Source organism: Paraburkholderia sp. (genome assembly GCF_035948235.1).
Classification (GTDB): Bacteria; Pseudomonadota; Gammaproteobacteria; order Burkholderiales; family Burkholderiaceae; genus Paraburkholderia.
Genome location: NZ_DASZJJ010000261.1, coordinates 1 through 26,827, shown reverse-complemented (window position 1 = coordinate 26,827; position 26,827 = coordinate 1). Strand labels below are relative to the sequence as shown.

The 26,827-nt window shown below is 63.0% G+C and carries 22 protein-coding genes; 13 read left to right on the top strand and 9 right to left on the bottom strand.

Features of this window, described 5'->3' with window-relative positions; genetic code table 11:
• The 4 genes from VG320_RS22875 to VG320_RS22860 form a co-directional block, all read left to right on the top strand.
• A partial coding sequence (locus VG320_RS22875; RefSeq protein WP_327202344.1) for an efflux RND transporter periplasmic adaptor subunit occupies positions 1-954 on the top strand: 954 nt, incomplete at its 5' end.
• Entirely contained in the window at positions 951-4,028 is a 3,078-nt protein-coding gene (locus VG320_RS22870; protein ID WP_327202343.1) for an efflux RND transporter permease subunit, read from the top strand. The genes VG320_RS22875 and VG320_RS22870, both read left to right, overlap by 4 nt.
• Before the next feature lie 37 nt (positions 4,029-4,065).
• Positions 4,066-4,728, top strand: a complete 663-nt coding sequence (locus VG320_RS22865; RefSeq protein ID WP_327202342.1) for a response regulator — start codon at positions 4,066-4,068, stop codon at positions 4,726-4,728.
• A complete protein-coding gene (locus VG320_RS22860) occupies positions 4,725-6,086 on the top strand; it encodes an ATP-binding protein (protein WP_327202341.1) in 1,362 nt (453 codons plus the stop codon). Before VG320_RS22865 ends, VG320_RS22860 begins: the two co-directional genes overlap by 4 nt.
• Before the next feature lie 92 nt (positions 6,087-6,178).
• Here the strand turns inward: VG320_RS22860 and VG320_RS22855 are convergent, their stop codons facing one another.
• Positions 6,179-8,182 carry a TonB-dependent receptor gene (locus VG320_RS22855; RefSeq protein ID WP_414696101.1) on the bottom strand — a complete coding sequence of 668 codons (2,004 nt, stop codon included), beginning with the start codon at positions 8,180-8,182 and terminating at the stop codon, positions 6,179-6,181.
• 518 nt (positions 8,183-8,700) lie between these two features.
• Here VG320_RS22855 and VG320_RS22850 point away from each other — a divergent pair.
• The gene (locus VG320_RS22850; protein WP_327202340.1) at positions 8,701-9,099 is read left to right on the top strand and encodes a DUF6632 domain-containing protein; all 399 of its coding nucleotides are present in this window, start codon (positions 8,701-8,703) and stop codon (positions 9,097-9,099) included.
• Between the two features lie 125 nt (positions 9,100-9,224).
• Positions 9,225-9,521: a hypothetical protein gene (locus VG320_RS22845; protein ID WP_327202339.1), complete on the top strand. Its 297-nt coding sequence runs from the start codon at positions 9,225-9,227 to the stop codon at positions 9,519-9,521.
• Between the two features lie 6 nt (positions 9,522-9,527).
• On the opposite strand, the gene VG320_RS22840 is transcribed toward VG320_RS22845, so the two are convergent.
• The 6 genes from VG320_RS22840 to VG320_RS22810 form a co-directional block, all read right to left on the bottom strand.
• A complete protein-coding gene (locus VG320_RS22840; RefSeq protein WP_327202338.1) occupies positions 9,528-10,319 on the bottom strand; it encodes a PhzF family phenazine biosynthesis protein in 792 nt (263 codons plus the stop codon).
• Positions 10,320-11,040: 721 nt separating this feature from the next.
• Positions 11,041-11,961 carry a Csu type fimbrial protein gene (locus tag VG320_RS22830; protein ID WP_414696100.1) on the bottom strand — a complete coding sequence of 307 codons (921 nt, stop codon included), beginning with the start codon at positions 11,959-11,961 and terminating at the stop codon, positions 11,041-11,043.
• A gap of 41 nt (positions 11,962-12,002) precedes the next feature.
• Complete coding sequence (locus tag VG320_RS22825) at positions 12,003-14,330, bottom strand: fimbria/pilus outer membrane usher protein (RefSeq protein WP_327202335.1); 2,328 nt, start codon at positions 14,328-14,330, stop codon at positions 12,003-12,005.
• A gap of 133 nt (positions 14,331-14,463) precedes the next feature.
• A complete protein-coding gene (locus tag VG320_RS22820) occupies positions 14,464-15,180 on the bottom strand; it encodes a fimbrial biogenesis chaperone (protein WP_327202334.1) in 717 nt (238 codons plus the stop codon).
• A 56-nt stretch (positions 15,181-15,236) separates the two neighbouring features.
• Positions 15,237-15,722 carry a spore coat U domain-containing protein gene (locus VG320_RS22815; protein ID WP_327202347.1) on the bottom strand — a complete coding sequence of 162 codons (486 nt, stop codon included), beginning with the start codon at positions 15,720-15,722 and terminating at the stop codon, positions 15,237-15,239.
• Between the two features lie 409 nt (positions 15,723-16,131).
• Entirely contained in the window at positions 16,132-16,692 is a 561-nt protein-coding gene (locus VG320_RS22810; RefSeq protein WP_327202346.1) for an ester cyclase, read from the bottom strand.
• Positions 16,693-17,044: 352 nt separating this feature from the next.
• On the opposite strand from VG320_RS22810, the gene VG320_RS22805 reads away from it, so the two are divergent.
• From VG320_RS22805 to VG320_RS22790, 4 genes are all read left to right on the top strand, one after another.
• Positions 17,045-18,580 carry a methyl-accepting chemotaxis protein gene (locus VG320_RS22805; protein WP_327202333.1) on the top strand — a complete coding sequence of 512 codons (1,536 nt, stop codon included), beginning with the start codon at positions 17,045-17,047 and terminating at the stop codon, positions 18,578-18,580.
• 123 nt (positions 18,581-18,703) lie between these two features.
• A complete protein-coding gene (locus VG320_RS22800; protein ID WP_327202332.1) occupies positions 18,704-19,435 on the top strand; it encodes a gluconate 2-dehydrogenase subunit 3 family protein in 732 nt (243 codons plus the stop codon).
• A gap of 5 nt (positions 19,436-19,440) precedes the next feature.
• Positions 19,441-21,219 (top strand): GMC family oxidoreductase, encoded by a 1,779-nt coding sequence (locus tag VG320_RS22795; RefSeq protein WP_327202331.1) that lies wholly within the window; start codon positions 19,441-19,443, stop codon positions 21,217-21,219.
• Positions 21,220-21,232: 13 nt separating this feature from the next.
• Positions 21,233-22,549, top strand: coding sequence for a cytochrome c (locus tag VG320_RS22790; protein WP_327202330.1), 1,317 nt, complete (start codon positions 21,233-21,235; stop codon positions 22,547-22,549).
• A 430-nt stretch (positions 22,550-22,979) separates the two neighbouring features.
• Here the strand turns inward: VG320_RS22790 and VG320_RS22785 are convergent, their stop codons facing one another.
• Together VG320_RS22785 and gcvA are read right to left on the bottom strand one after the other, a co-directional pair.
• On the bottom strand, positions 22,980-24,005 hold the full coding sequence (locus tag VG320_RS22785) for a DUF6402 family protein (RefSeq protein ID WP_327202329.1): 1,026 nt from the start codon (positions 24,003-24,005) through the stop codon (positions 22,980-22,982).
• A gap of 146 nt (positions 24,006-24,151) precedes the next feature.
• Positions 24,152-25,072, bottom strand: coding sequence for a transcriptional regulator GcvA (gcvA, locus tag VG320_RS22780; protein ID WP_327202328.1), 921 nt, complete (start codon positions 25,070-25,072; stop codon positions 24,152-24,154).
• 114 nt (positions 25,073-25,186) lie between these two features.
• Between gcvA and VG320_RS22775 the strand changes: the two genes are divergently transcribed.
• From VG320_RS22775 to VG320_RS22765, 3 genes are all read left to right on the top strand, one after another.
• Positions 25,187-25,963, top strand: coding sequence for a hypothetical protein (locus VG320_RS22775; protein ID WP_327202327.1), 777 nt, complete (start codon positions 25,187-25,189; stop codon positions 25,961-25,963).
• Between the two features lie 116 nt (positions 25,964-26,079).
• Complete coding sequence (locus tag VG320_RS22770) at positions 26,080-26,400, top strand: antibiotic biosynthesis monooxygenase (RefSeq protein ID WP_327202326.1); 321 nt, start codon at positions 26,080-26,082, stop codon at positions 26,398-26,400.
• Positions 26,401-26,747: 347 nt separating this feature from the next.
• Positions 26,748-26,827 (top strand): glycogen/starch synthase (locus VG320_RS22765; RefSeq protein WP_414696099.1); only part of this gene is annotated, 80 nt, incomplete at its 3' end.

Below are 26,827 nucleotides of genomic sequence, written 5' to 3'. Positions count from 1 at the left end.
AGCGTCTCGCAACAGATCGTGGCCTACGGCATCGTCGCGGCAGCTGGCGCGAACGCCGCCACCGTGAGCCTGCCCTACGTCGCGCGCGTGACGCGCGTGCTCGTGCAGCCCGGCCAGCGCGTCGCGCGCGGCACGCCGCTGTTCGTCGTGCAGGCGGACCCGGCCGCTGTGATCGCGCTCACGCAGGCGCAAAGCGCCGCCACGCTCGCACGCGGCGAACTCGCGCGCACCCAGGCGCTCTATCGCGACAGCCTCGCCACGCAGTCGCAACTCGCTGCCGCGCAGAAAGCGCTCGACGACGCCAATCAGGCGCTCGCCGCGCAAGGCGCGTCAGGCATTGCCAGCGGCGCCAAAACCATCACGGCGCCTGCCGCCGGCGTGGTCGCACAAGTGAGCGCCGCGCCCGGCGATCAGGTGCAGGCCGGCACCGCGCTCGCGCAACTGGTCGGCGCGAATGCGGGCGACGCGAAAACGCCGAACGTCACACTAGGCGTCGAAGCCGCCGACGCCGCCATGATTCACCCAGGCGACCGCGTCGTACTGCATGCGCTCGCCGCTTCGCAGCCTTCGATGCAGGCGAGTGGCCAGATCGCAATGGTCGGTGCATCGGTCGATGCGCAAAGCCAGCTCGTGGATGTAGGCGCGAGCGTGCCGCTCGCGGGAACCGCATTTCTGCCCGGCACGCGCGTGCGCGCCGAGATCGACGCTCAACCCGGCACCTGGTGGAACGTACCGCGCGCGGCCGTGCTGCAGGACGCCAAGGGGTCCTGCGTTTACCAGGTAGTCCCAGGCAACAAGGCCCATCGCGTGGCCGTGACCGTCAAGGTCGAACACGGCGATACCTACGGCGTGGACGGCGCGCTCGATGCCGCGCGCCCGCTCGTCGTCAGCGGCAACTATGAACTCGAAGACGGCATGACAGTGCGCGTCGCAAAACAAGGCGACGCACAATGACTTTTGGCCAATGGATGCAGCGCCACCGGCGCTCGCTGCTGTTCGTCATCGCGCTGGCCGCCGTCGCAGGCGCGCTCACGGCGATGAAACTGCCGATCTCGCTCTTTCCGAATGTCTCGTTCCCGCGCGCGGTGGTCTCGCTCGATGCGGGCGACCGCCCCGCGGAGCAGATGGCCACGCTCGTCACGATGCCCGTTGAGGAAGCGCTGCGCCGCGTGCCCAATGTGCGTGACGTGGAATCACGCACGAGCCGTGGCACGGCGGAAATCTCGCTGAATTTCGACTGGGGCACCGATATGGCCCAGGCGACATTGCAGGCGCAATCGGCCATCGCCGAAATCCTCGCGACGCTGCCGCCCGGCACCTCCATGCAGGTGCGCCGTATGGACCCGACCGTGTTCCCGGTGATCGCCTATAGCCTGACGTCATCGCAGCGTTCGCTGGCGCAGCTCTACGATCTTGCGCAGTTCCAGTTGCGCCCGCTGCTTTCATCGGTCGAAGGAGTGGCGCGCGTGGACGTTACTGGCGGCGCACGCGATGAGCTTGAAGTGGCGGTCGATCCCGCGCGCCTCGCGGCTTACAAATTATCGGTCGCGGATGTCTCGCGCGCGATCGGCGCGGGCAATGTGCTGATGGCCACAGGCCGCATCGAAGATCACGACAAGCTTTATCTCGTCGTCGCCAACTCGGCTGTAAGCGGTCTCGACGCGCTGAAAAACGTGGTCGTGTCCACGTCCGGCGCGAATCAGGTACGCCTCGCCGATATCGCCACGGTCTCGCAGGGCACCGTTCCGCAATGGATCCGCGTGACCGCCGATGGTAAGGATGCCGTACTGGTTAACGTCTATCAGCAGCCTGGCGCCAACAGCGTGGCGATGGCGCAGGCCATTCGCGCGCGCCTGGCCACCTTCGGCAAGCAGATGCCACCGGGCGTGCATCTGTCCAACTGGTACGACCAGAGCGAACTGGTGATCGCCTCGGCCACCAGCGTGCGCGACGCCATCATGATCGGCGTGGTGCTCGCTGCGCTCACGCTCTTCGTGTTCCTGCGCAATCTCAAGATCACGCTGATCGCCGTGGCGCTCGTGCCCATCGTGATGGCCGCCACCATTCTGCTGCTCGACGTGTTCGGCATGGGCTTCAACATTATGACGCTCGGCGGGATGGCGGCGGCTGTGGGCCTCGTGATCGACGACGCGATCGTGATGATCGAGCACATCGCGCGACGTATGCGCGAGGCCGGCGCGCATGCGTTCCATGGCCGGGTCATGAGTGCGGCACTTGAATTTACACGCCCGCTTGCGGGTTCATCGGCGGCCACGCTCATCATCTTCGTGCCGCTGGCGTTTCTTTCGGGCGTAACGGGTGCGTTTTTCAAGGCGCTGTCCGTCACCATGGCTAGCGCCCTCTTCATCTCGTTCCTCGTCACCTGGCTGGCGATTCCGATTCTGTGCGATCGCTGGCTCACCGCCAAGGATGCCGAAGAACATCGCGAAACGCGCTTCGCCGCGTGGCTCAACCGGGGCTATGCGAAGCTGGTCGCACGCGTGAGCGCGCGGCCAGTGTGGGCACTGGCGCTGCTCGTGCCGCTCGTGCTGGCCGCCGCGTTTGCCTTCACGCGCGTGGGCAGCGGTTTTATGCCGTCGATGGACGAAGGCGGCTTCGTGCTCGACTATCACACGCGCCCCGGCACCTCGATTGCGGAAACCGATCGTCTCATGCAGCAGGTCGAGGCGATCGTGCGCGCCAATCCAAACGTGGCGACATACTCGCGGCGCACGGGCGCGGGTCTGGGCGGCGATCTCAACGAGCCGAACAAGGGCGATTTCTTCGTGCGCCTGAAATCGGGTTCACGCGAACCGATCGACACGGTGATGGAAGAAATCCGCTCGCAGATCGACACGCAGGTGCCTGGCGTGAGCATCGAGCTGGCGCAATTGATGGAAGACCTGATCGGCGATCTGACCGCCGTGCCGCAACCGGTGCAGATCAAGATCTATTCCGACGATACCCGGCAACTCGACGATACCGCCCAACGCGTGGCGGCGCGCATCGGCAAGATCGCGGGCATCGTCGACGTGAACGACGGCATCAATCCGGCCGGCGACGCCATCGATCTGCATATCCGCCCCGATGCCGCCGCCGCTGAAGGCATGGACCCGCAGGCCATCGCGCAGCAGGTGAACGATCTGCTCGACGGCAATGTGGCCACGCAGTACCAGAGCGGACCGAAGAGCATCGGCGTGCGTGTGCGCGCGCAAGGCGCACTGCAGATGACCGATACGGCGCTTGGCCGTTTGCCGATCCGCGCGCCCGATGGTCACGTGTTCGCACTCTCGCGCGTGGCCGATCGCGTGAGCGTGAGCGGCCAACCGGAAATCAGCCGCGACAATCTCAAGCGCATGGTGGCGGTGACGGCGCGCATCGACGGTCGCGACCTGGGTTCGACCATCGCCGACGTGCAGCATGCGCTCGCCGATCCGAGCCTGTTGCCCAGCGGCGTCTACTACGAACTGGGCGGACTCTATCAGCAGCAACAGATCGCGTTCAAGGGCCTCATGGCCGTGTTCGGCGCGGCAGTGGCGCTGGTGTTCGGACTGCTGTTGTTCCTTTATGAGCGCTTTCGCGTGGCGCTGGCCGTCATGGCGATGCCGCTGTGCGCGACCGGCGCGGTCTTTATCGGTCTGTGGATCACGGGGATCGAACTGAACATCTCCGCGATGATGGGCATGACGATGATTATCGGCATCGTGACGGAAGTGGCGATTTTCTATGTGTCCGAGTTCCAGAACCTCGTGCGCGACGACGGCCTGCCGCTGCACGAAGCGCTCCAGGCCGCGGGCCGCAACCGCCTGCGCCCGATCGCCATGACCACCATCGCCGCGATTCTCGCGCTGTTGCCGCTGGCTTTCGCGCTCGGCCAGGGATCGGCGATGCAGCAGCCGCTGGCGGTGGCGATCATCTCCGGGCTGATCGTGCAGATGCCACTGGTGCTGCTGGTGCTGCCCGCCCTGCTGCGATTGCTGCTGGGATCGAAGCCCGGGACGCAAAGGCCCAGTCATGAGCGCGAATGAGCGACAATCACCCAACGAAGCGAACTGGAGCACCACAATGCGCCTCCTGCTGGTGGAAGACGACGAAATGATCGCCGAGCCCGTGATCGACGGGCTGCGCCGCGAAGGCTACGCCGTCGATTGGGCGAAAGACGGACGCGAGGCCGAACTCTCGCTCGCCAACGACGTGTATGACCTCGTGCTGCTCGATCTGGGCCTGCCGAAAAAGGACGGCGTAACGGTGCTGTCCGCCTACCGGCGGCGCGGCGGCGAAGCGCCGATCCTGATCCTCACCGCGCGCGACAGCGTGACCGACCGCGTGAGCGGACTCGACGCTGGCGCAGACGATTACCTTGTCAAGCCCTTCGATCTCGACGAACTGGCCGCGCGTGCGCGCGCGCTGTTGCGCCGGCGCACGGGCCGCAAACAGCCCGTCTACGCGCACAGCAATCTCACGCTCGACCCGGCCGCGCACGAAGTGACCATGGACGGCGCGCCCATCGCGCTGGTGCCGCGCGAATTCGCGCTGCTGCATGTGCTGATCGAGGAACCCGCGCGCGTCTTCACCAAGGCGGAGCTGGAAGAACGGCTCTATGGCTGGGGCGAGGAAGTGGGCAGCAACACCATCGAAGTGCATGTGCACAGCCTGCGCCGCAAGATCGGCGCCGAACAGATCGTGACGGTGCGCGGCGTGGGCTACCGGCTCAAGAGGGCGCAATGAGATCGATCAAGCGCCGCCTGCTGGGCTGGCTGATCTGCGGCTTCGCGCTTGGATCGGCGGTGGCGGGCTTCGGTATTTTCCACACGGCGCGCAACGAGGCGAGCGAACTGTTCGACTACGAGTTGCGCGCGGTGGCGCTCTCGCTGCCCTCGAACCTGCACGCGGGTCACGGCGGCGAGCAACATGAGCCCGACATGCAGGGCATTGCCGACGATCGCATCCTCATCGAAATCTGGGACCGGGACGGCACGGCGATCTACCACTCGTCGCGGGACGCGCCGCTGCCGCGCAATCCCGCGGGCTTTCATACGTTCGAGCACGAGGAATCGCATTGGCGCACCTTCGGCGTGCAGCAGTCCGATCGCTTCGTGCAGGTCGCGCAGCCCGTCTCCGTGCGCGAAGCGCTGGCGCTGCATCTCGCGCTGCACACGGTCTGGCCGCTCGCGCTGTTCGTGCCGGTGGCCATCGTGCTCGTGCTGCTGGTGGTGGCGCGCGGGCTGGCGCCCGTGGGCGCGCTCTCGGCGCTGCTGGCCGCTCGCTCGCACAACGCGCTCGGGCCGCTCAAGCTCGACGGCTCCGTGCCGATCGAACTGCGCCCGTTGGTCGTCGCGCTCAACGATCTGCTCGCGCGACTGAACACGGCTTCGCAGGCGCAGCGCACCTTTATCGCCGATGCCGCGCACGAGTTGCGCTCGCCGCTGGCCGCGCTCAAGCTGCAATTGCAGGCCGCCTTGCGCGACGGCACGCTCAGCGGCGAGCCGCAAACCACTGAGCGCATCGAAACGCGTCTGAACCGCCTGATCCGACTGGTGCAGCAATTGCTCACGCTCGCACGCGAGGACGCCCAGGCGGAACTGCCCGTAGCCGACGTGAGCCTGCGCCGTCTGGGCGAACAGGCTATCGGCGATCTATCGCTGCTCGCCGAGGAAAAATCGATCGATCTCGGGCTGGAACTGCGCCCGCCCGTCAGTGGAGACGACGCCTGCAACGTGAGCGCCGACCCACACGGCCTGGCCACCCTGCTCAACAATCTGCTCGACAACGCGATCCGCTATACGCCGCCCGGCGGCAAGATCGATCTCGTGCTCACGCGCGCGAACAATCGCGTGGGTTTCGACGTGGTGGACAACGGGCCAGGCATTCCCGAAGAACATCTGGAACGCGTGCTGGACCGGTTCTATCGGGCCAATCACGTACCGGGCACTGGCAGCGGCCTGGGGCTATCGATTGCCATGCGCATCGCGCAACGGCATGGTCTGAAGCTGGTCCTGCGCAACAATCCGGGCGGCAAGGGATTGACCGCTTCGGTGAGCGGGCTGGTCGCGCAGGAAGAGACAGTGGCGAAAGCGCAGGTGTAAACGAGGGCAGCGATTTTCTGCTGCCCTCGCCCATTCATTGAGGAATACTATTCAAGCTGCCGTCATCGGCTGACTTGAAGTACATCTGGCCTCTAGAACGTCGTCCTCAAGCCGACCATCACGCTGCGCCCGCCCTCGGGAGCGATATCGCGCACCACGGAACTTGCGTAACGCACGTCCTGATTCGTCAGATTGTCGCCGCGCACATAAGCGAGCCAGTTCGTCAATCCCACGTGGAACTTGTAGGTCAGGATCAGCGCGAGCGTGGTGTAACCGTCGGTCGGCAGATCGTCCTCGGGCACGCGATGCTGCGCCCAGGCATGCACGAGTTCCGCTCGCGCGCCGAACGGACCATATCCGTAATCGCCCGCCAGCGTCGCGCGCAACGGCGCGATGCGCGGCAGCGGTGCACCCGTATCGACATTGCGCGCGTGCGTGTAATCGGCCGTCAGCGACACGTCGACACGATGCGCGCCCTTCTCGAACACGCGCCATTTACCGTCGATTTCCACGCCATAGAATTCCGCGCGTACGCCGCGATAGACCGCTTCGTTGAGCGCGTCGTCGGTGCCGGCGGGCACGACATCGTCATCGTCGTTCACAAGACGACCCGTGTTGTACTCGGTCAGATAGTTGCTGAAGCGGCTATAGAACACGCCCGCGCTCGCCTTGTTCGGGCCGCGCTCGAAGCGTAACGAAAGATCGGTCGAGACCGCCTTTTCTTTCTGCGCATCGGGATTGCCGATCAGATATTGCCCGGTGGCGTCGTGCGGGCCGTTGGCGTACAGCTCGTAAAACGTGGGCGCGCGCTCGGTATAGGCAACGTTGCCCACCACCGACCAGGCCGGCGCAAGCTTGTAAAGCGCGCCCGCAGACACACTGCCTGCATTGAAATCGCGTCCCTGCGCCGAGGCGAATTTGTCGTTGCCGTTTGGCGTCGGATCGAGCTTCACGTGCTCGTAGCGTGCGCCCACGCTCAGCTTGAGCGCCGGCGTGACGTTCCACTCCTCCAGGCCGAACAGCGCAACGTTGGTGGTCTGCGTGGTCGGCACGAGCGCCTCGTCACCGAGCGCCGAGAAGGTGTTCTGGCTCACCTGCACGCCAATCGCGCCCTCGAACGGGCCGATTTTCTGATGGCGCGCTTCGAGCCTCGCCTCATAGCCGTGATTGCGGAACGTCGTGCCAACCGTACCGTCGTCGATCTCGCGGTGCTCGTAATCGGTGTAGCCGAAGTCGAATTTAAGCTGGCTGAACGGCCCGCTCAGATTGCGCACTTCCGAGGCCACGGCCACGTGATCCTGATGCATGCGCAGACGTACATCGTCTTCGGCCACTGATCCATAGTCGCTCTGGAAGCCGTTGTACGAAATACCCGCGTAGCCATCGGCCCAGGTGTACGAGGTGCCGACCGCGCCGCCGTGCCAGCGGCCATCGCTGTTCGGGATGCTGCCGTAGGGCTCGCTCGCGTCGGCGCCGTCGAGCGCGCGCTGGGCCGCCGAATGCGCGTAGCCGGGGATGCGCTCGTTGCTGGTGTCGCGATCGAAGGCGTCTACGTGAAAAGCGAACTGGCCGTTGCCGCCCTCCACCTGCGCGGCGCCCGCGCGCGCATCGTTGGCGCCGCCGTAGCTGGCGTCGACGGCGCCCGTCACGCCCTGGATCGGCTCGCGCGGAATGCGGTTGTCGATGGTATTGACGACGCCGCCGATCGCGTTGCCGCCGTAGAGCAGCGCGGCCGGTCCGCGCACGATCTCGACGCGCTCGACCGTGAGCGGGTCCTGCGGCACGGCATGGTCGTACGAGAGCGACGACGCATCCCATGCCGCAACGCCGTTCTGCAGCATGCGGATACGGTCGCCGTCCATGCCGCGAATGATCGGGCGGCCGACCATCGGGCCGTAGGTGGTTGTCGATACACCGGGCAGGCCGTTGAGCGTTTCGCCGATCGAACTGGCCGCGCGCAAGGTCAGCGCATTGCCGTCGAGCGCCGTTGCGGGCGCAATGAGATCGGCGTCGCCGAGTGGATTCGCCGTGACGAAGACCGGCGCGAGCGTGGCTTCGGGCGCGGTGCCGCCGCCGCTTGTTGCGGCGCTTGTCACGTTGCTCGCGGCTTGCGCATGGACGAGCGCGCTCACGAACGCCAGCGAAACCGGCGTGAGACGCAGCAGCGTCGAGCGGGATCGAGGCGATGAAAAGGATGGGAAGGCGCGTCGCGGGCGTCCTGCGCACCGCGTCGATGAAAGTTCAGGCTGGGTTGAAGTCGCCACGATGGTCGTTGTTTGCTTCTTGATTTGCGTCGTTGGAATGAGGCGCGGCGCACGGGCGATTCCCCTAGCCCATGCGCGCTGCGCAGGATGAGCTTTACGATGCCGGCCGCAACAGTCGTCGCGAATGTTATGTTATAACATTACTAAATGTGAAGATAAATTTCACTCGTTCTGCTGTGCCGGCAGCGCAGGGAATCGCTGGATGACGCGCCAGGCAAGGGTTGCGGGCGCAGGCGAATATCTTTCGGGAGTCTTGCAACACGGAGCGCGGGCGCGCATATTGACGGCATTCAGGCTCGCGCCCGAGCGGGCGAGCGGGTGAGCCGGGGCTAATCGCAAAGGCCGACGCCATGGACGACCCAACACGACTTCGGTATCTGCGCATCGCGCTCGTCGTCATTGGCGCGATTGCGACCTTCGCGGTCTATCCGCTCATGGTGCTCTGGCCCGCGGGGTGGGCGTGGCACACCGGGCACTCGGATTACCCGTTGATGATCGTCGGCATTTACGCGACGCTCGGCCTCTTTTTGATGCGCGCGGCGCGCGATCCGCTGGCCCATCTGAGCCTGATCTGGTTCACCGTATGGTCAAGCGTGGTGCACGGGGCGATCATGGCCGCGCAATCGTTTGCGACGCCTGGCCATCACGGCCATCTGATCGGCGACGTGCCTGCGCTCTTCGTCATCGCGCTCGTGCTAGCCGCCCTGACGCCGCGAGGATCGCGCCCCCTGGAGCGGCAGCCGGCGTGACGCCGATTGCCTCAACGTCTGCTGCAACACTTAACTTTTACGCCGCGCTGCCGACAAACGGGTAGACGCTGTTCCCAGTCACCGATCGCTCCCTGCATCACGCAATCCAGAAGAATCGTCCGAACATGTCTCGCCCAATCCGCCTCTGGCTGGCACTGGCCTTCGGGCTCGCCAGCAGCCTTTCGGTTCTCGCCACCGGCGACGCCGCCGAACCCGCCCCGGCCGCCATGGTCGTGAGTCTTGTCGTCCAGCAAAGCTGCCTCATCAGCGCGGTCGACGAGCGCATTGCACCGGCCGTGAGTTGCCTGCACGGCGAGCCCTATCTCGTCTCGCAGGCCGATGCTTCGCCGATGCGGATCAGTTCTGCCGCACAGTTTGGCGCGCAACGGACCGCCAATGCGCTCTGGACAGTGACGTTTTGAGTTGGGCTAATCGACCGCCCTGAACGCCCGTCCGCCGACCTGCACCTTCCCGTCCAGATATCGCGCCTGAAGTGTGCAGGGCCGATCGAGCACGTCGCCCTGTAACAGCGTGATGCTTTGCTCCAGCGACAAGGCCAGCGCACCTGCCGCTACACCCGTCGCGGGATCTTCAAGGTGCGGATCGAGATGATTGAAATTCCGCCCGGCATAAACGCCGTCGCCAAGCCGGCAATAAACGTACAAGCCTGAGACGCCGTGTTGGCTGCTCCAGCTTGCGATGCCCGCGAGATCAGGCTGCAGCGCGGCCAAAGCGGATCGGTCCGCCACTTCGACCAGCAGTTTTGCGCTGCCCACTGAGGCAAGCCGTGGCGTACTTGTCAGCGCGGCGGGCTGCACTCGAAGCAGTCGCGACACTTCATCGATGTTGACGGCCAATGCTGGGCACTGCTGGGCTTGCAAAACGACGAAGATCGTCTCGTCGATTCGCTCGATCTCGAGGGTCTGGCGATGCATGCTGGTGACGACGCGAATGCGCGGACCATGCGGGTTCCGCTCGAAAAAAAGCGCACTCGCGGCGAGCGTCGCGTGCAGGCAAAGCGGGCTGCGCTTATGCGGATAGTAGTAATCGAGTTGCGTGCCGCCGGCGGCATCGTCGTCGATGAATACCGTCGCATTGGCGTCCTGCTTTTGAGCAAAATCCAGCCGTTGCGCCTCATCTAAAGACGATCCTTCGACTACGACAGCCGCGTTGCCGCTTTCTTCATTGCGGCCAAAACAAAGCATGCGATGGGTTTTCATTGCGCCACGTTGTTGAAGTAGACAGGCATTCGAATCGATGCCGGTTCCATCGTCGCATGCATGCGATTTTCTTGCGTGCATCTGCCGCCGACAATTGATTTATCGCAGACGTCTAAACGCCGTCCTGACCGCGCCGCCCCACTCGCTTCGGATGACAAAATAAAAGACCGCTATCCTTAAGATAGCGGTCTTCGATTCAAACGCTCAAACGAGGTTTAAGCGAGGTTCAAGCGCGTTGCTTATTGCCCAGCCGGCGACTTTACGGAAGGTCTTGCCAAGGTATTGTTCGCGCCGTATGCGCCTGTTTCGGCCGTCGCGTTCGTGTTCGTGCCATTCTGCATGCTCGAATTCATCGCTCCGGCGCTCATCCCGCTTTCCGAATTCGCAGCGCCTGGCGTGCCATAACCGCTATTCGTGGCGGCAGGCGCAGCGCTCACCGGCGACTTCACGGATGGCGTCGCCAGCGTGTTGTTTTGTGCGCAAGCAACGCCCGACAGCGTGAGTGCAGCCACGGCCGCCATAAGGGTTCCGGTTGCCTTTTTCATAATGTGCTCCTCCTTGGTTCGAATGGAATCTGGACCTGGACAGTCCTTTCATATTTCTCGATGACGATCGAATCCACGCCATTTGATACCAAGTTTAGAAAGACAGCCACGAATAATTAAGCGCATTCTTCGCAATTATCAGTTTCGTTTTTTGACGCGAAACGACGCTCGCGTATTCAGAAATAAATCGTCGCGGTAATGGTGTCGCTGTAATTTCCAGGCTCGGGCGTAGTCTGCACGGGCACCCGACCATAGACCGTGAAGACCTGCTGTGTGCCTGTTCCCGTACCGGCCTGCGTGTTCGTGCTGCCCGTGCCGTCGCCCCACGCGCTGCTGTGGTTCGAATCCACGTAAAGCTGGTAATTCACCGTGCCGCCGCCGCCCGAGCGCTGCATGGCGCGGGCGCCCACGCTGCCGGTCGTGCCGCCGTTAAGGGCGATCTTGAAGGCGTCGCCGTTCGTGCAGACCGTGGTGATGGTGCCTGTTGCGTTGAGTTGCGAACTCAGCACGCCGGTCGATCCAAAAGCCACGTTGGTCGCAGTGATATTGCAGTTGTTGATGACGGTTGCGGTCACCGTAAACGGGAACGTGCCGCCCGTGCCGAGCGACGCGCAGGTCGGCGCGATCAGCAGATAAAAACCGTAATTGATCGACGTGGTATTACCGCCAAAACCCTGCGTATAAACGGTGCTCGCGTTATTGACCGTTGGCACGGTGGGCTGCGAGGAAGCGACTTGACCGTAGACCGTCACCGTCGTGGTCAGCGTCGTGCCGCTCGGTTTGGTCATCGTGAGCGAGATAGGCGTCGTACCCGAATAAGTCGAACCCCACGCCTGCGTGTGGCCGCTATCACGGTAGAGATCGTAGCTCAGCGAGTTTGAGCCATTGGTGAGCGAGCGCGGGCTCGTGCCGCCCAGATTCAGGCACACGAGCACATCGGGTGTGAGCGAGACGGCAGGCCATGTGCAGGTCACACTGATGGTGGCGGTGGCCGTGACCGCCACATTCGCGATCGGGCTGACCGAGCCGAAACTCACCGGATTCGCGACCGCCTGGCAACTCTGCGCATGCGCGCCGCGCGCCGCGAACAGCAGCATGAGGGTGACGCCTAGCGTCCATAGCGCGCGCCTGATCGCTTTCACGGCTGTTGCCCCTGGCCTTGACGGCCTCGCTGCTCCTGCAGGCGGCACACAAGCGGCCCGATGGTCTGCAACGTATCGCCCTTACCCTCCTTCCACGAAAACACTATTTCGCACTGCTTGTCACCTGATTCGATTTGCAGATGGTTCTCCGGCGCCAGTCCATCGACAAACGTCAGACCGTCATAGCCGACGATGGTGTCATGCCCGCTCTCCACGTGATGCACGCGCGCGCCAGCGGGGAGCGGCTGACCGTCGGCGTCCCGCACGATGATCGACGCCGCGTGATAGCGCGTCACGCCAAAATGCGCGAGCACGCCCGATTGCGCTTGCGGCACGAGGTCCATCGACGTGTCGGCGATACGCGCATCGGCGGGTAAATGCATCGCGTCGATTGCCACCTGGTTGTGCTGGTACGCGTTGAGATCGGGAATCAGCAGATGGCCACTGCCATCGGTCACGCCGATCACGCGGTTTTCGTGCAGCACCGGAATGCCCTTGACGCCATCGGTGGACACCAGCGCGAAGCCGTCGTCGATGCGTCGCGCGGGCTGCACCGTGCCGTCCATCAGCACGACCGCGCCCGTCAGATCGAGCGCGCCGATGGTCTGCCCTGCCACCTGCTGGACGGAGGCCGTTGCCTCGCCGTAGCGGCCGAGATATTGCAACTGGCCCTGGCGGAACGGCGTCGCGCCGGTGCCGCCCGACTGCACGCCCCAGCCCCAGCCACCCGAATAATCGGGCGGCCGTAAGGCATTGACGTTCCAGGTGGACGCACCGTCCTGCCGACCCACCGTCGCGTTGATCGAGGCGTTGCCACCAAGACCGATACTCGCGGAAAGCAGCACACCGCGCGAATCGTGCTGACGAAAATCCTGGTAAGCGCTCAGATTCAGCGAAACCAGATTGCCAAAGTTAAACGTCCACGCGACCGAGCCAATCTGCGAGACCGGCGCAGAAGGAATCTTGTAGCCGATATAGCTGACCGAAAACGTCTGGTTGCGCAGGAACGGCACGGCCAGCGTCACGCGATCGGTGATATCCGGCACCGGCGAGCCGTCGCGCGCCGCGAGATCGCCGAAGTTGCCGTAAGCGCGGATCGTCTGCGCATCGACCGAAAAGCGTTGCGACACGTACTGATAGCCGATGCTCAACTGCGCGCCGTTGAGCTTGCCCCCGCTACCGGAAACCGATCCGTTGATCACGCCAGCCGTGCCCAGCCCAAGTAACGCGCCGCCGCCCGCGTTGACGAGGCCGCCCGTCGCTTCGCCGTGCGCTTCGAGCGTGAAATGATCGTTGACGCCATGTCGCCACGACGCGCTCACGGCCGGACGCGTGTCGTAGTCGAACGAATCGAGCCCATAATTACGGCGCAAAAAACCCGCTTCGAACGAATAGCTCGACAAGCCTGGTGCCATCAATCGCGTATCGACATACAGCGGCACCGACGCCGAAATCGTCCGTCCCAGCGCGTCGTGCGTAATGACCGTGGCCTGTCCCGCGCCGGTGATGCCGGGCACGTCGTTGATGATGAACGGGCCGCTCGGCACGTTGCCCGAATACTGGCGGATGCTGTTGATGTAGAGGTCGACGGACGTCGGCACCACCGCGCTGCCCGGCAACGCCGGCACCGGGAATGTCACCAGATCGGGACGCAACGCAAAATTGCTGCGATATTGCAGGCCCGCCATGCGAATCGAGCGCGTCCACGCCAGCGACGACGAAATCGTATCGCCGAACTGCGTGGTGCTCAGGTTCGCGGGATTCGACATGCTCCACGAACTGTCGTAGCGCACGTACTCGTTGCGGTCGTGATAGAGATAGGCCACGCCCGTATTGCTTAGCACTCCCTTCGGATCGAAGTACCGCTCTTCGCTCCACAACGCGAATTCCGACGCCGATCCGCCTTGCCCGAAGGCGTCGTAATTGAACAGCAGGCCGCGCGCCGATGTCGCCGGCGGCACGGCCGATACGGAGCGCGTATCGAACGCAAAGGGCTTGCGGATCGCATCCGGAATCTGCAATTCGAGCGTCTGTCGCTGCGCGTCGTAGCGGTAGTGCAGGCCCGGCAGCGTGTCGAGATCGACGCTCGCGCTGTCTGCGATGCCAAGCTGCGCCGTCGCCACGCCCACCTGCGAGAGATCTTCGCCGGTTGCGAAGAGGTGGCCGCCCAACTGGCGGAAATGCACGATCTGGGCGGTACGTTGTCCGTTCACATCGACTTCGAGATACAGATCACGCGTATCCATTGCACCCGCGTTGATCAACTGTCCTTGCGCATGGCCCGCGGCGCTGATGAATGCCAGCAGCGCCGCCACCGATACCATGCGCCTCGCCCGGCCACGTCGCACAGCGCTCCGAGTTCGTTTCATTCTTCGTCGTTCGTTTCATGCTGTCCTCCGGCGCGCACCGCGTTCATGACCTATGCGCCGACGAGCCACCGTGTTTCAGCCGCGCTTTTCAGCCTCCCTGCCCGATCGAGACCGTATCCTCCAGCGGCAGCGTATTGACCGTCGCCCGCACCTTGAGCTGACCGCCGAACTTCGCATCGGCGGGCACCGGCACGCTCCACTGGCGGCTCTGCCGCGCGAGCGCATAGCCCAGCAGCCCGCGCGTCACATCCCAGTGATGCCCCGCTTCGTCGAACAGCGACACCGCGGCTATCTGCGCGCGCCGGGTGCCGGCGTTGTCCGCGCGCAGCACATAGCCTTGCGGACCCTGCACGAGACGCCACGCGAGCAGGGGCTTCGCGGCGCCCGCACCCGGTGCGTCGACGAATACCGGAACCGAATAGCGCAGCCGGATCGTCACGCCCTCAGCGCCCGGTGTACCCGGCGCGGGCAGCTCGTCGATCAGGATGCGATAGCTCTGTTCGACGGGCGGTGACGCGCTGGTTGTAGCCGACGCGTTGGTGCGCACGAGCCGCACGAGTTGATCGCTGTGCGGCGCGATCTCGATGAGCGGCGGGCTCGCGATGACATCGCCCGTGGGCGTGAGCACGTCTTCGCCCTGCGCCTCGCTCCACTGGAACACACGCACCTGGCCGTAGAGCGGAGCGTCGCCGGGATTGCGCAACGTGAGGCCGGTCGCCACCTCGGCTGCGGAAAACTCGATCGTGACCGGCGAGATCTGCAGCGTGGCGGCTGCGGCGTCAGCGGCGCCGAGCGCACAGAGCAAGGCCGGCGCAACAATCCATCCAGTCCCCGGCGCGGCACGAGCCGCGTATGCCCGTTTCAAAAGTAGACCGTTGCGGTGACCGTCGTCTGGTAGGTATCCGGCTTTGGCGTGGCCTGCGCCGGGACCTGGCCGTAGACGGTGAGCGTCTGCGCAGAACCGCTGCCCGTACCGGCCACCGTATTGGTGCCCTGCGTGTTGCCCCAGATCGTCGTGCGGCCTGCATCCTGATAGAGCTGGAAGCCGACCGTCGTCGTGGTGTTGCCGGTGGCCGTACCGGCCATCAGCCTGCTGGTCACCGACGACCCCGTGACATTGCCCCCGTCGAGCCCCACGTTATAAGGCGTGGTGTTCGTGCAGGTGACGCTGAGCGTGGTCTGCTGGTTGATGGCGGTGCCCAGCACGCCATTGGTCCCGAAGGCCAGGGGATTGGCGGAAATCGCGCAATTCGCCTGCAGGGTGAGCGTGACATTGAACGTCGCGGTTGCCGTGCCATTCGAGTAGACCGCCGCTTCGGCCAGCGGCACGAGCGGCGCCACCGGCATCAATGCGATCTGGACGCCAACGGCAATGGCTACGAGGTGCTTTCGTTTCATCGACCTTGCTCCTGCATGCGGAATTCACTCGCGCGAATTGCAGCAAAAAACCGGGGAAGAAAACGCAAATCGATTCAAAAGTGAATCGACACTTTATTTATACGAACAATGTCACATTACGTTGAGCGCAATTACATCTTGTTACAGATCGTCGATTCAAGCGGAATATCTTCAGCAATCTATTCCGCGTGCCATGCGAAATCGATATTAAAGGCATTTTTTACGGATTATTCACACCCATCATTTCACAGCCTTCCTGAAGGCATATCTTGCTGATTCGGCGCTGCGAGCACTAGCCATTCCTGGCAATTTGTTCCTTTAAATGCGATTTGAATAAACTTGATTCGAAATTAAAAGATCATTTTGGGATCATGCCCAGTTGCTGCAAAAACGTCAGGTTGTCTTCCAGATGCCAGTTATCGGTAATCTTCCCAGCGCGAATGCGATAAATATCCGTGGCGATAAAGTCCACCGTCTGGCCCTGCCCCTGCACGCCGTTAAACGTGCCCGTGAAATGCCCGGTGAAGTGCAGATGCGTCACCACGCGATCGCCCGCGACGATCATCTGCTCGACATCGGCGTGAACATCGGGCACCGCAGCGTGAAAGACCTTCGAGGCAGCCAGCGGACCCGCGATGCCCTGCGCTCTGCCAGCAGGCAAGGTCCGGTCGGTGAAATCCGGCGCCAGCGCGGCGCGCGCCTGGGCTTCGTCACCGGTCGTCCAGAAGGTGTCGTAAAGACGAGCGGCACGAATCTGTTGTTGAACCTGTTGCGCGCGCAAGCTTTTGTCCACGATCAGTTCGCGCGGCTGCACGAGGTGCGCCTCGGCGGGCGATACGGCATCGGCGGCGCTGGCGGGCAGCGCGGTGCCCAGGGCGATTGTCAAAGCGACGAGGGAGAAGGCGGCTCGGTTATTCATGGCGACGATTCCTTGAGAACAGTGGGTTGGGTTCCAGCGCGTGATTGCATTCTGCGACCCACTGTGATGCTTGAGAATCGGCCTCAGGATTGAATGATCTTCAATCCATACGGAAAAATCGACGTCAACCTCCTGCCTTGAGCGACCGACCCGCAAAGATTTTTCGCATCCTTACAGACTGATTTCAAAGAATATTTTCAGTAGGTCCTTAAAAATTTTGCTATGCACCCTAAATATAGTCAGACGAATGACGTTATGGAGGGAGAACGCCCGCAGCCAACTGATGGCCACTCATCGCCCCAGGAAGCCGTTACCTGCGCTGCGTCACCCTTGGTCAAATCGGTACAGACGCATGACACTCACTATTCGAGCGCGTATCGCACTCACCTTCGCCCTTCTCGCCGCCCTGCTCACCGTGTCCGGCGTGCTGGGCTTCATCAGCACGGAAAAGGCCAATAGCGCCAACCGCGACACCTATCGCAACAAGCTTGCCGAATCGACGGCGATCGACAACGCCGAGATCTACATCGCGCGCACGCGCCTCGTGCTTGACCGCGTGGCGCTGCATCCGGAAGCGTCCACCGTGCCGGACCAACTCGACCGCGCCTCCGGCTTCTTCAAGAACTCCGACGAGTGGTGGACGAAATTCCAGCAGATGCCGCACGAGCCGGACGAGTTGCCGCTGATCGCGAAGACCACCGAGCGACGCACCGCCATGCGCGATGCCGTGTCCGCTTTCACCAAGGCACTGCAGGCCGGCGACAAGGAAACCGCCGACAACATCGCGATGACGCAGCTCTCCGACCTGTACAGCAAGATGAGCGCGGCCAACAACGAGGTCAAAAAGCACCTCTACGAGAACGCAAAGACGCGCTACGAAGAGGCGGAATCGAACTTCTATCTGTTCTCGACTGTGAGCGCCGTGATGGTCGTGCTCGGTCTCGTGGCCGCGGGTCTGGGCTGGGTGATGTTGCGCCGCGCGATCATGACTCCGCTTAACTACGCGCTGGAAAGCCTGCAGGAAATCTCCTCGGGCAATCTGAGCAAAACGGTGCGCGCGCAACGAAACGATGAAATGGGCCTGCTGCTGGAAAGCATCGAAAAAACCCGCAAGGAACTCGGCAACGTCACCGGTTCCGTGCGCTCGGGCAGCGAATCGGTATCGGTCGCCACGCGCCAGATCGCGGCGGGCATGATCGACCTCTCGGCACGTACCGAAGAGCAGGCCGCGTCCTTGCAGGAAACCGCCGCCAGCATGAACGAGCTGACGTCCGCCGTGAAGCAGAACACGGACAACGCCCGCACCGGCAGCGACCTGGCGCACACCGCCGCAAACGTTGCCACCCGCGGCAGCGAAATGGTCCAGCGCGTGGTCGATACGATGAGCGAGATTGAGGGCAGCTCGCGCAAGATTTCCGACATCACCGCGCTGATCGAAGGCATCGCCTTCCAGACCAACATCCTCGCGCTCAACGCCGCCGTGGAAGCGGCGCGAGCGGGCGAGCAGGGGCGCGGTTTCGCCGTGGTGGCCAGCGAAGTGCGCTCGCTCGCGCAACGCTCGGCGTCGGCGGCCAAGGAAATCAAGGATCTGATCGCGAACTCGGTCGAGACCGTATCGCACGGCACCGAACTGGTGTCCTCGGCGGGCGCGACGATGAGCGAACTGCACACCGCCGTCGAGCGGGTCACGGCGATCATGAACGAAATCGCTTCGGCGTCCGAACAACAGCAAAGCGGCATCGAGCAGGTCGACACCGCCGTCACGCAGATGGACGAGGTCACGCAGCAAAACGCCGCGCTCGTCGAACAGGTCACGGCCGCCGCGCAGGCACTCGACACGCAATCGAGCAAGCTCAGCAACACCGTGCAGGTTTTCCGGGTGGCCTGACGCCTCAAAAGGCGTCTCAGCGTCCCCGTTTGCCGGGCGCGCGCCCCTCGCCTCATGGCGGGGCGGTGGCGCGCCCTAAGTATCAAAAGCGCATCAGCGCCCCTCGCTGGAGTCCCCTCTCTCATGACATCGCCAGACAAGGCGGGCCGTCGCTCGTTCCTCAAAGGATCGATTGCGATCGTGCCCGTTGCAGCCGTCGGCACGGCGTCCGCCGTGCTGCGTCCCACCGCGGACGACATCAAGCGCTCCGCGCCGCCGCCCGACACGCCCGCCCAGGAGCACTATCAGCCCGGCTATTTCACGCCCGACGAATGGGCCTTCGTGAACGCCGCGTGCGACTGCCTGATTCCGAAGGATCAGGTCGGTCCCGGCGCAGTAGAACTCGGCGTGCCGCAATACATCGACCGCCAGTTGCAGACCGGCTACGGCGATGCCTCGCGCTGGTATATGCACGGCCCGTTCCAGAAAGGCGCGCCGGAATTCGGCTATCAGTCGAAACTCACGCCGAAGGAGCAATACCGCCTGGGCATTCGCGCCATCGACGCTTACTGCAAGGCGCATTTCAGCGGCAAGACCTTTGCGCAGCTGGAGAAGGCCAAACAGATCGCATTCCTGAAGGATGTCGAAGGCGGCAAGATCCAGGACGACTTCAACATGAAATCGTTCTTCAGCGGCTTCCTGCTCAAGAACACCATGGAAGGCTATTTCGGCGATCCGATGTACGGCGGCAACAAGGACATGGGTTCGTGGAAGATGATCGGTTATCCGGGCGCGCGCGCGGATTACGTCGAGTGGGTCAGCGAATCGAAGCCGTATCCGTACGGTCCGGTCAGCCAGTACGGCAAGCGGGGTTAAGCAGCATGGCAACAATCAAGAAGAAACCTGTGGACGCGGTGATCGTCGGCTTCGGCTGGACCGGCTCGATCATGGCGATGGAACTGTGCAGCGCGGGCCTCGACGTGGTCGCGCTCGAACGCGGCGATGGCCGCGACACCATACCGAATTTCGCGTATCCGCAGATCGTCGACGAAATCAAATATTCGGCGCGTAATGCGCTGCTGCAGAATCTGTCGAAGACCACTGTCACCACGCGTCACACGAAAGACGATACGGCGCTGCCCTATCGCCAGATCGGCTCGTTCAAACCGGGCGAAGGCGTGGGCGGCGCAGGCACGCACTGGTCTGGCGTGCAGTCGCGCGTGATGCCCGACGAACTGCGCCTTTTTAGCCGCGTGAAAGAGCGCTATGGCGAGAAGTTCATTCCCGCCGGCATGCAACTGCAGGACTGGGGCGTCACTTACGACGAACTCGAACCGCACTTCGACCGCTGGGAATATGTGTGCGGCACCTCGGGCCGTGCCGGCAACATCAAGGGCAAGCCGCAGGAAGGCGGCAATCCGTTCGAAGCGTATCGCTCGCGTGAATTCCCGCTGCCGCCGCTGCCCGATCATCCGACCGGACGTCTCTTTGCCAAGGCCGCGCGCGAACTCGGCTATAAGCCGTTTGCGCTGCCCGCAGGCAACGCGTCCGGCCCGTATCAGAACGAATACGGCTGCCAGCTGGGCCCGTGCAACTTCTGCGGCTTCTGCAGCGATTACGGCTGCCTGAATTATTCGAAAGCGTCGCCGCAAACGGCCATCATTCCGGCCCTGCTGCGCAAGCCCAATTTCGAACTGCGCGTGAATTCGCACGTGCTGCGCGTCGAACTGGACAAGGACGGCAAGCAGGCCACCGGCGTCACCTATATCGATGCTCAGGGTAACGAAGTATTCCAGCCCGCGAACATGGTGGTGCTGGGCGCGTTCCAGTTGCATAACATCCGTCTGATGCTGTCGTCGAAGATCGGCAAGCCGTACAACGCCGATACCGGCGAAGGCACCGTAGGCCGCAATTTCTGCTACCAGGTGCTCAACAGCGTCAACATGTTCTGGGACAAGGACGTCTATATCAACCAGTTCATGGGCGCGGGCGGCGGCGGTCAGGCCATCGAGGAGTTCAACGCCGACAACTTCGATCACGGCCCGCTCGGCTTTATCGGCGGCGGCATCATCTGGGGTCGCCAGACCGGCAACGGACCGGTGCGCGGCATTCCGCTGCCTAAAGGCACGCCCAAATGGGGCGGCGAATGGAAGCAGGCCGTGGCCGATAACTTCCTGCACACGGGCCGCATCGAATCGCAGATCAGCAATATGGCGTATCGCGGCTGCTTCGCCGACCTCGATCCGACCTATAAGGACGCCTATGGCGAGCCGCTTTTGCGCATCACGCTCGACTGGCAGGACAACGATCTGCGCGCCTCGGAATACGTGGCCGGCAAGATGATGGAGATCGGCAAGCAGATGAACCCGAAGAGCATTTCGGGACGCATTCTGAAGCCGGGCGCGCACTGGGACACGCGCGCGTACCAAAGCACGCACGTGAACGGTGGCACGTCGATGGGCGCCGACCCGAAGACTTCCGCGGTCAACAAGTATCTGCAAAGCTGGGATGTGTCGAACGTCTTCGTGCTGGGCGCGAGCGTGTTCGCGCATGGCATCGGCTACAACCCGACCGGCCTTGTCGGCGGTCTTGCCTATTGGGCCGCCGCGAATATCCGCGAGCGTTACTTGAAGAACCCCGGCCCGATGGTCCAGGTTTGAGGAGCCACACGACATGCGCAAACTTTCCGTAGCAATCGCCGCGGCCGTGGTGGTCGTGGGCGGCCTGTGGGCCGGCAGCATGATGAAGCCTGCCCTGACGATCGACGCCCAGGCCATGACCGCGCCTGGCAACGCCGCACACGGCGAATATCTCGCGCGCGCGGGCGACTGCATGGCCTGCCACACCGCCAAAGGCGGCGCGCCGTTCGCGGGCGGCGTGCCGCTCGCCACGCCGCTAGGCGCGGTCTACTCGACCAATATCACGCCGGATAAGACGCACGGCATCGGCAACTGGAGCTTCGAGGACTTCGCGCTGGCCATGCGCGAAGGCGTGACGCCCGATGGGCGCCGTCTGTATCCGGCGATGCCCTACACGGCCTATGCCAAGGTCAGCGACAGTGATCTGCGCGATCTCTACGCGTACTTCACCACGCGCGTGAACGCCGCGCCCGTGGCGAACGAGGCGGCGGACATCCCCTGGCCGCTCAACGCGCGCTGGCCGCTCGCTTACTGGAACCGCCTGTTCCACGAAGATTCGCGCTTCAAGCCCGACGACGCGCATAGCGTCGAGTGGAATCGCGGCGCGTATCTGGTGCAAGGCCTCGCGCACTGCGGCACCTGCCACACGCCACGCGGCGTGGGCTTCCAGGAAGTCGATCTGGACGGCAGCAGCGCGCGCTACCTGTCGGGCGCGCGCATCGATGGCAGCTCGCCCGTCAATCTGCGCGGCGACAAGGGCACGGGGCTGGGCGAATGGAACGAGGCCGATATCACCGCGCTGCTCAAGACGGGCCGCACGGCGCATTCTGCCGTCACCGGGCCGATGGGCGAAGTGGTCGAGCACAGCACGCAGTATCTGGGCGACGCCGACCTGCACGCGATCGCCGTCTACCTCAAGAGTTTGACGCCGCTCTCGGAAGACGCCGCCGCGCCCGCCTACAAGGCCGACGATGGCACGCTCACGTCGATCATGACGGGGCACGCCAACGACGTGGGCGCGCGCATCTATATGGATAGCTGCGCCGCCTGCCATCGTCAGAACGGCGAAGGTGCCGCGCGCGTGTTCCCTTCGCTGGCGAACAACCCGTCGGTGCTCGCGGCGCATCCGGATTCGCTGATCGCGGTGATTCTGGCTGGCTCGCGCTTGCCCTCGACGGCTTCGGCGCCCGCGCCGCTAGCCATGCCGCCGTTCGCGTGGCGCTACGACGATGATGAGATCGCGCAACTGGCGACCTTCGTGCGTTCGGCGTGGGGTAATGATGCGGCTGAGGTGTCGGCCGCTGATGTGAAGCGCGTGCGGGCGCAGATGGGGGTTGAGGGGAAGCGGTAAGGGTTGAGCGGGGAATGGCTGGCGCCAGTCATTCCCTTCTCGAACGTGAAAGCGCGTCAGGGTATTTTTGCGCGGAGACGGTCGAGAGGATTTGGGGGGATGTGGATCTCTCCAGAATCACCTGAACCACGAAACAATATCGCACTTTCGTCGGGCATGAATTCCGGGGCGCCGCCGTCCATCGAATCGAAGTCGGTGCGCGCGAGAACTTCGCCGCTATGAGCGTCGTATAGTCTCCCGACATAAAAGAAGACATTTCCGTCCATGCCTATCACACACGCTTGCGCGCGGTAACGGCCGCTTTGCGACGTCACGGCGACGCACTCATGTGCATTGGCGCGAGCCCGTGCGTTCAGGAAGTATTGAAAGAGGCCGAGCCCAGCAACGACAGCAGCGATGACGAAGACGGAGCGTGTCAAAGGGCGTGCTCTCACTTCTTCACCCGAATTTTGATTGAAGGAGAAAGCTTTACAAGACGATAGTCCGAATATAGAACCATGTCGCCTCCCGCGTTGTGGACGTCTTGCCAACGCCGAAAATCGCTATTGTGAACCGGCCAAAAAGTGCGTCCGTAGGGGCCTTCCGGTTGGATCACGTAATTACTCCAGCTTCCCCACCCAGCCCTTTGCGCAACAAATCCTTCGGGTACAAGACATATTCCGTCACGGTTCCAGTGTCCAAGATATTGCGATCCGGCCTCAGTCGCGTCGTCGTAGAAGGAATACGGGTTCTTGACGTATATCGCAACTTTAGTGACCTCAACGTCTATACCACCAAAAAATCCCGGTCTGAAGTTGGCCTCGGCAACCGCTGCGTACATGCCGAAGCCACCCAACGCGCCTGCCAGATCATCTGGCTTTCCATGATGAAGCATTGCGCTAAAGAACTGTTCGGCCTTTTCCAGTGCAGTCGTATCAACTAGAAGGCGTTGAAACTGAAAGTTTCGATGTAGCTTCGCAATGTCGCCACCACACGCTTCCAGCGCATTCAGAGTCCGCTTCTCTCTGTAGGGATAGACCTTCCTCACGAGTTCGTCTTGCGCCCTGGATGTGGTTAGATACAAGGTTTCTCCCAGTTTGCTGAATGCCTGCTTTGTCCGAGGAAACGATTCAACCCAATCAAGTGAAATCGAGCTGGTATCGACACGATCGGCTGGATATATCGAAGAAAAATCCTTGGTGAACCCATCGGCTTTCTGATTTGCGTCCATTGCCTGATTCTTCGGCGTATACGCAAACCACTTTCTAAGCAACGCTGCCGATTTGTGCCAGCCCATCTTCGACATTGCAGCGGGTATCTCAGTGATTTCGAATTTCTCGTCAGTCACGAGATACCGGGCGTCCCGCTCAACGCCAGGAGAGTTTTCCGGTGCATCCCTGACGGCTGCAACATTCCCCGACTGCTTCCGCCATTCCCCGTTGTCCGGCGTAAAAATCGACAGTTCCTGCGCGCTCATGCGATCTCGCTCCCGATCGTAAAGTTCCTCTTTACTACCACGGAGGCACGAGAAATTCAGACACGAACCGCCGGGATATGATCCATGTAAATCAGGCGTATTTATATTTATAGATCGCGCACGTACACAGAGAACCGCATTTTTTTCTACGCACTGGCACTCCCCTCCTCCGCCAGAAACACCCTGATCTCATCCCCCAGCCACGTCCGCAGCGCCTGCACCTTAGGATCGTCGCGACTGCCGATTCGATAAACCAGATCGTGCCCGCGCTCGGACTTCAGCCGGATCTGCGGAAACGGCGCCACCAGCCTGCCCGCGGCGATATCGTCGGCGACAATCACGCTACGCCCCAGCGCCACGCCTTCGCCGCGAATCGCCGCTTCAATCGCCAGGCTCCCGTGGCTATAAGCCGGCCCGCGATCGCTGCGCACGCGCTCCACACCCGCCAGCGCGAACCACTGCTCCCAGTTCGCCAGCATGCCGCCCTCATGCAGCAACGTGCAGCCCGCAAGATTCGCCACCGCACGCAGCCCGCGCATTTTCTCGCGATAGGCAGGACTGCAAACCGGTGTCACCGTTTCTTCCAGAATGCGCTCCGCCAGCAGGCGCGGATAACGTCCGCTGCCATAGCGAATCGCGACATCGGCTTCGCCTTCGTTCAGGTCGATAAATTTATCGGTGACGTCGAGATGAACGTCGAGATCCGGATAACGCGCTTTAAATCGATGCAAACGCGGCGCGAGCCATTTATTCGCGAATGACACGCTCGCGTTGATCTTGAAGCGCTCGACGCCGTCGTGGCCGCGCACGCGGTCAGCCTCTTTCGTGAGTTCGCCGAGCAGACGCGTCACGGCAAGCAGAAATTCCGCCCCTGCTTCGGTCAACACGATGCGGCGCGTAAGCCGCTGAAACAACGCGACGCCCAGATCTTCTTCGAGCGTCTTGATATGCCGGCTCACCGCGCCGTGAGTAACGTGCAGTTCCTGCGCCGCCAGCGTCATGCTCAGATGACGTCCGGTGGCCTCGAAGGCGCGCAGCGTTTGAAGAGGGGGAAGCCGGTCGAACACTGTCGATTTACGTGTGAGTTTAGCTCACACATTATATGACGATAAATGGTTTGTCAGCCCGATTGGCGACGCTCAATATGGCCGCACAGTCTCGTTGAATACCGTTTGCCCATCATGGATCTCCTGCTTTTCAAGCTTTTCGTCACGCCCGTTTTGCTGTTGCTCGCCTCGCTTGCCGTGCGCCGCTGGGGCGAGGCAGTCGGCGGTTTGCTGGTCGGCATGCCGCTCACCTCAGGGCCGGTTTCCGTGTTTCTCGCGCTGGAGCACGGCCCGGTGTTCGCCACTCAGGCTACCGCGGGATCGCTGGTCGCGACCGTTGCGCAAGCCGCTTTCTGCTTTGTGTATTGCCGTCTCGCCGCATCGGGATGGCGTCTCGCATTGACGGGCGCGGCGGGTGCGTTCGTGGTCGTGGCGGCGCTGTTGCAATGGAACGCACTGCCCGAAATGCTGCTGTTTCTGCTGGCGCTGATCGCCATCACACTCGCCCTGAACTTCATTCCGAACACGGCAGCGGCGAGCGCGAAGATCGACGCGCCCTGGTGGGACCTGCCGCTGCGCATGACGCTGATCGCCGGCCTGATCGTGAGCGTGACGCTGATCGCGCCTTATGTGGGTGCGAGCGCGGCCGGTGTGATCGCCTCGTTTCCGTTCATGGCCATCATCCTCGCGGTGTTCGCACATCGTTCGAGCGGCGGCGCCGCCGCGCAGCAGGTGATGCGCGGCATGGCGACGGGTTTGCTGGGCTTCGCGGCGTTCTTCTTCGTGCTGAGTCTGCTGCTCACGCACACGCATCTGGTAGTGGCCTACGGCAGCGCGATTTTCTGCACGCTGGCAATCCAGGCGCTCTCGTTCTATCGCATGCGCATGCCTGCCGCGTTGCCGGTGGAGTGAGCCGTCGCGATCCTATAATCGGGAAGCGTCGCGCGCCACTTTCAGCAGCAACGTAGAAGCGCGCGGCCTCCCGCCACCGGATAGCCCTCAACAGGGCCACTGCATAGGATCACCGCATGTACATCGCCATGAATCGCTTCAAGGTCGCCCTCGGTTCGGAAGCCGCGTTCGAGGAAGTCTGGGCGAGCCGCGACACGCATCTCAAGGAAGTGCCCGGCTTCGTCGAATTTCATCTGCTCAAAGGCCCGCAGCGCGAGGATCACGTCCTCTATGCGAGCCACACGATCTGGGCGAACCACGCCGCCTTCGAAGCCTGGACGCGCTCCGACGCCTTCCGCGCCGCACATCGCAATGCGGGCAACAGCGGCCAGAGCCGCCCGCTTTACCTGAGCCATCCGGAATTCGAAGGCTTCGAGGTCGTGCAGACCGTCAAGTAAGCGCCCGGGCGCGCACGCGGTGCCCACGCTAGTGAAAACTGCACGCGCACCACGCCAAAGCTACACAACGCGCGGCGCGCGCCCCTCTCGCGGCACCGCGCGCGCCCTCGCCGCCTCCCTCACACAATCCGCCAACGCCTTGCGCCACCGGCGTCTCGCCGCGCCGCAACATCGCCGCGACTGAAATCCCCCGCATTGGCCCGGACCTTGCTACCCCTTTAAAGAGGTAAAGGCGAGCCACGGCTGCCCGCTTCGCCATCCACCCGCCTTCCAGCACCCGCACCAAGCGTTCTTCACCTGCACTCACCGGGGGAGTCACCTTGTCGCCCAGCGTTCTCAACGTTTTGATGGTCGCCGCCGAGGCCGCGCCGCTCGCCAAGAGCGGTGGTCTCGGCGACATGGTCAGTGCCCAGTCGTCGGCCTTGCG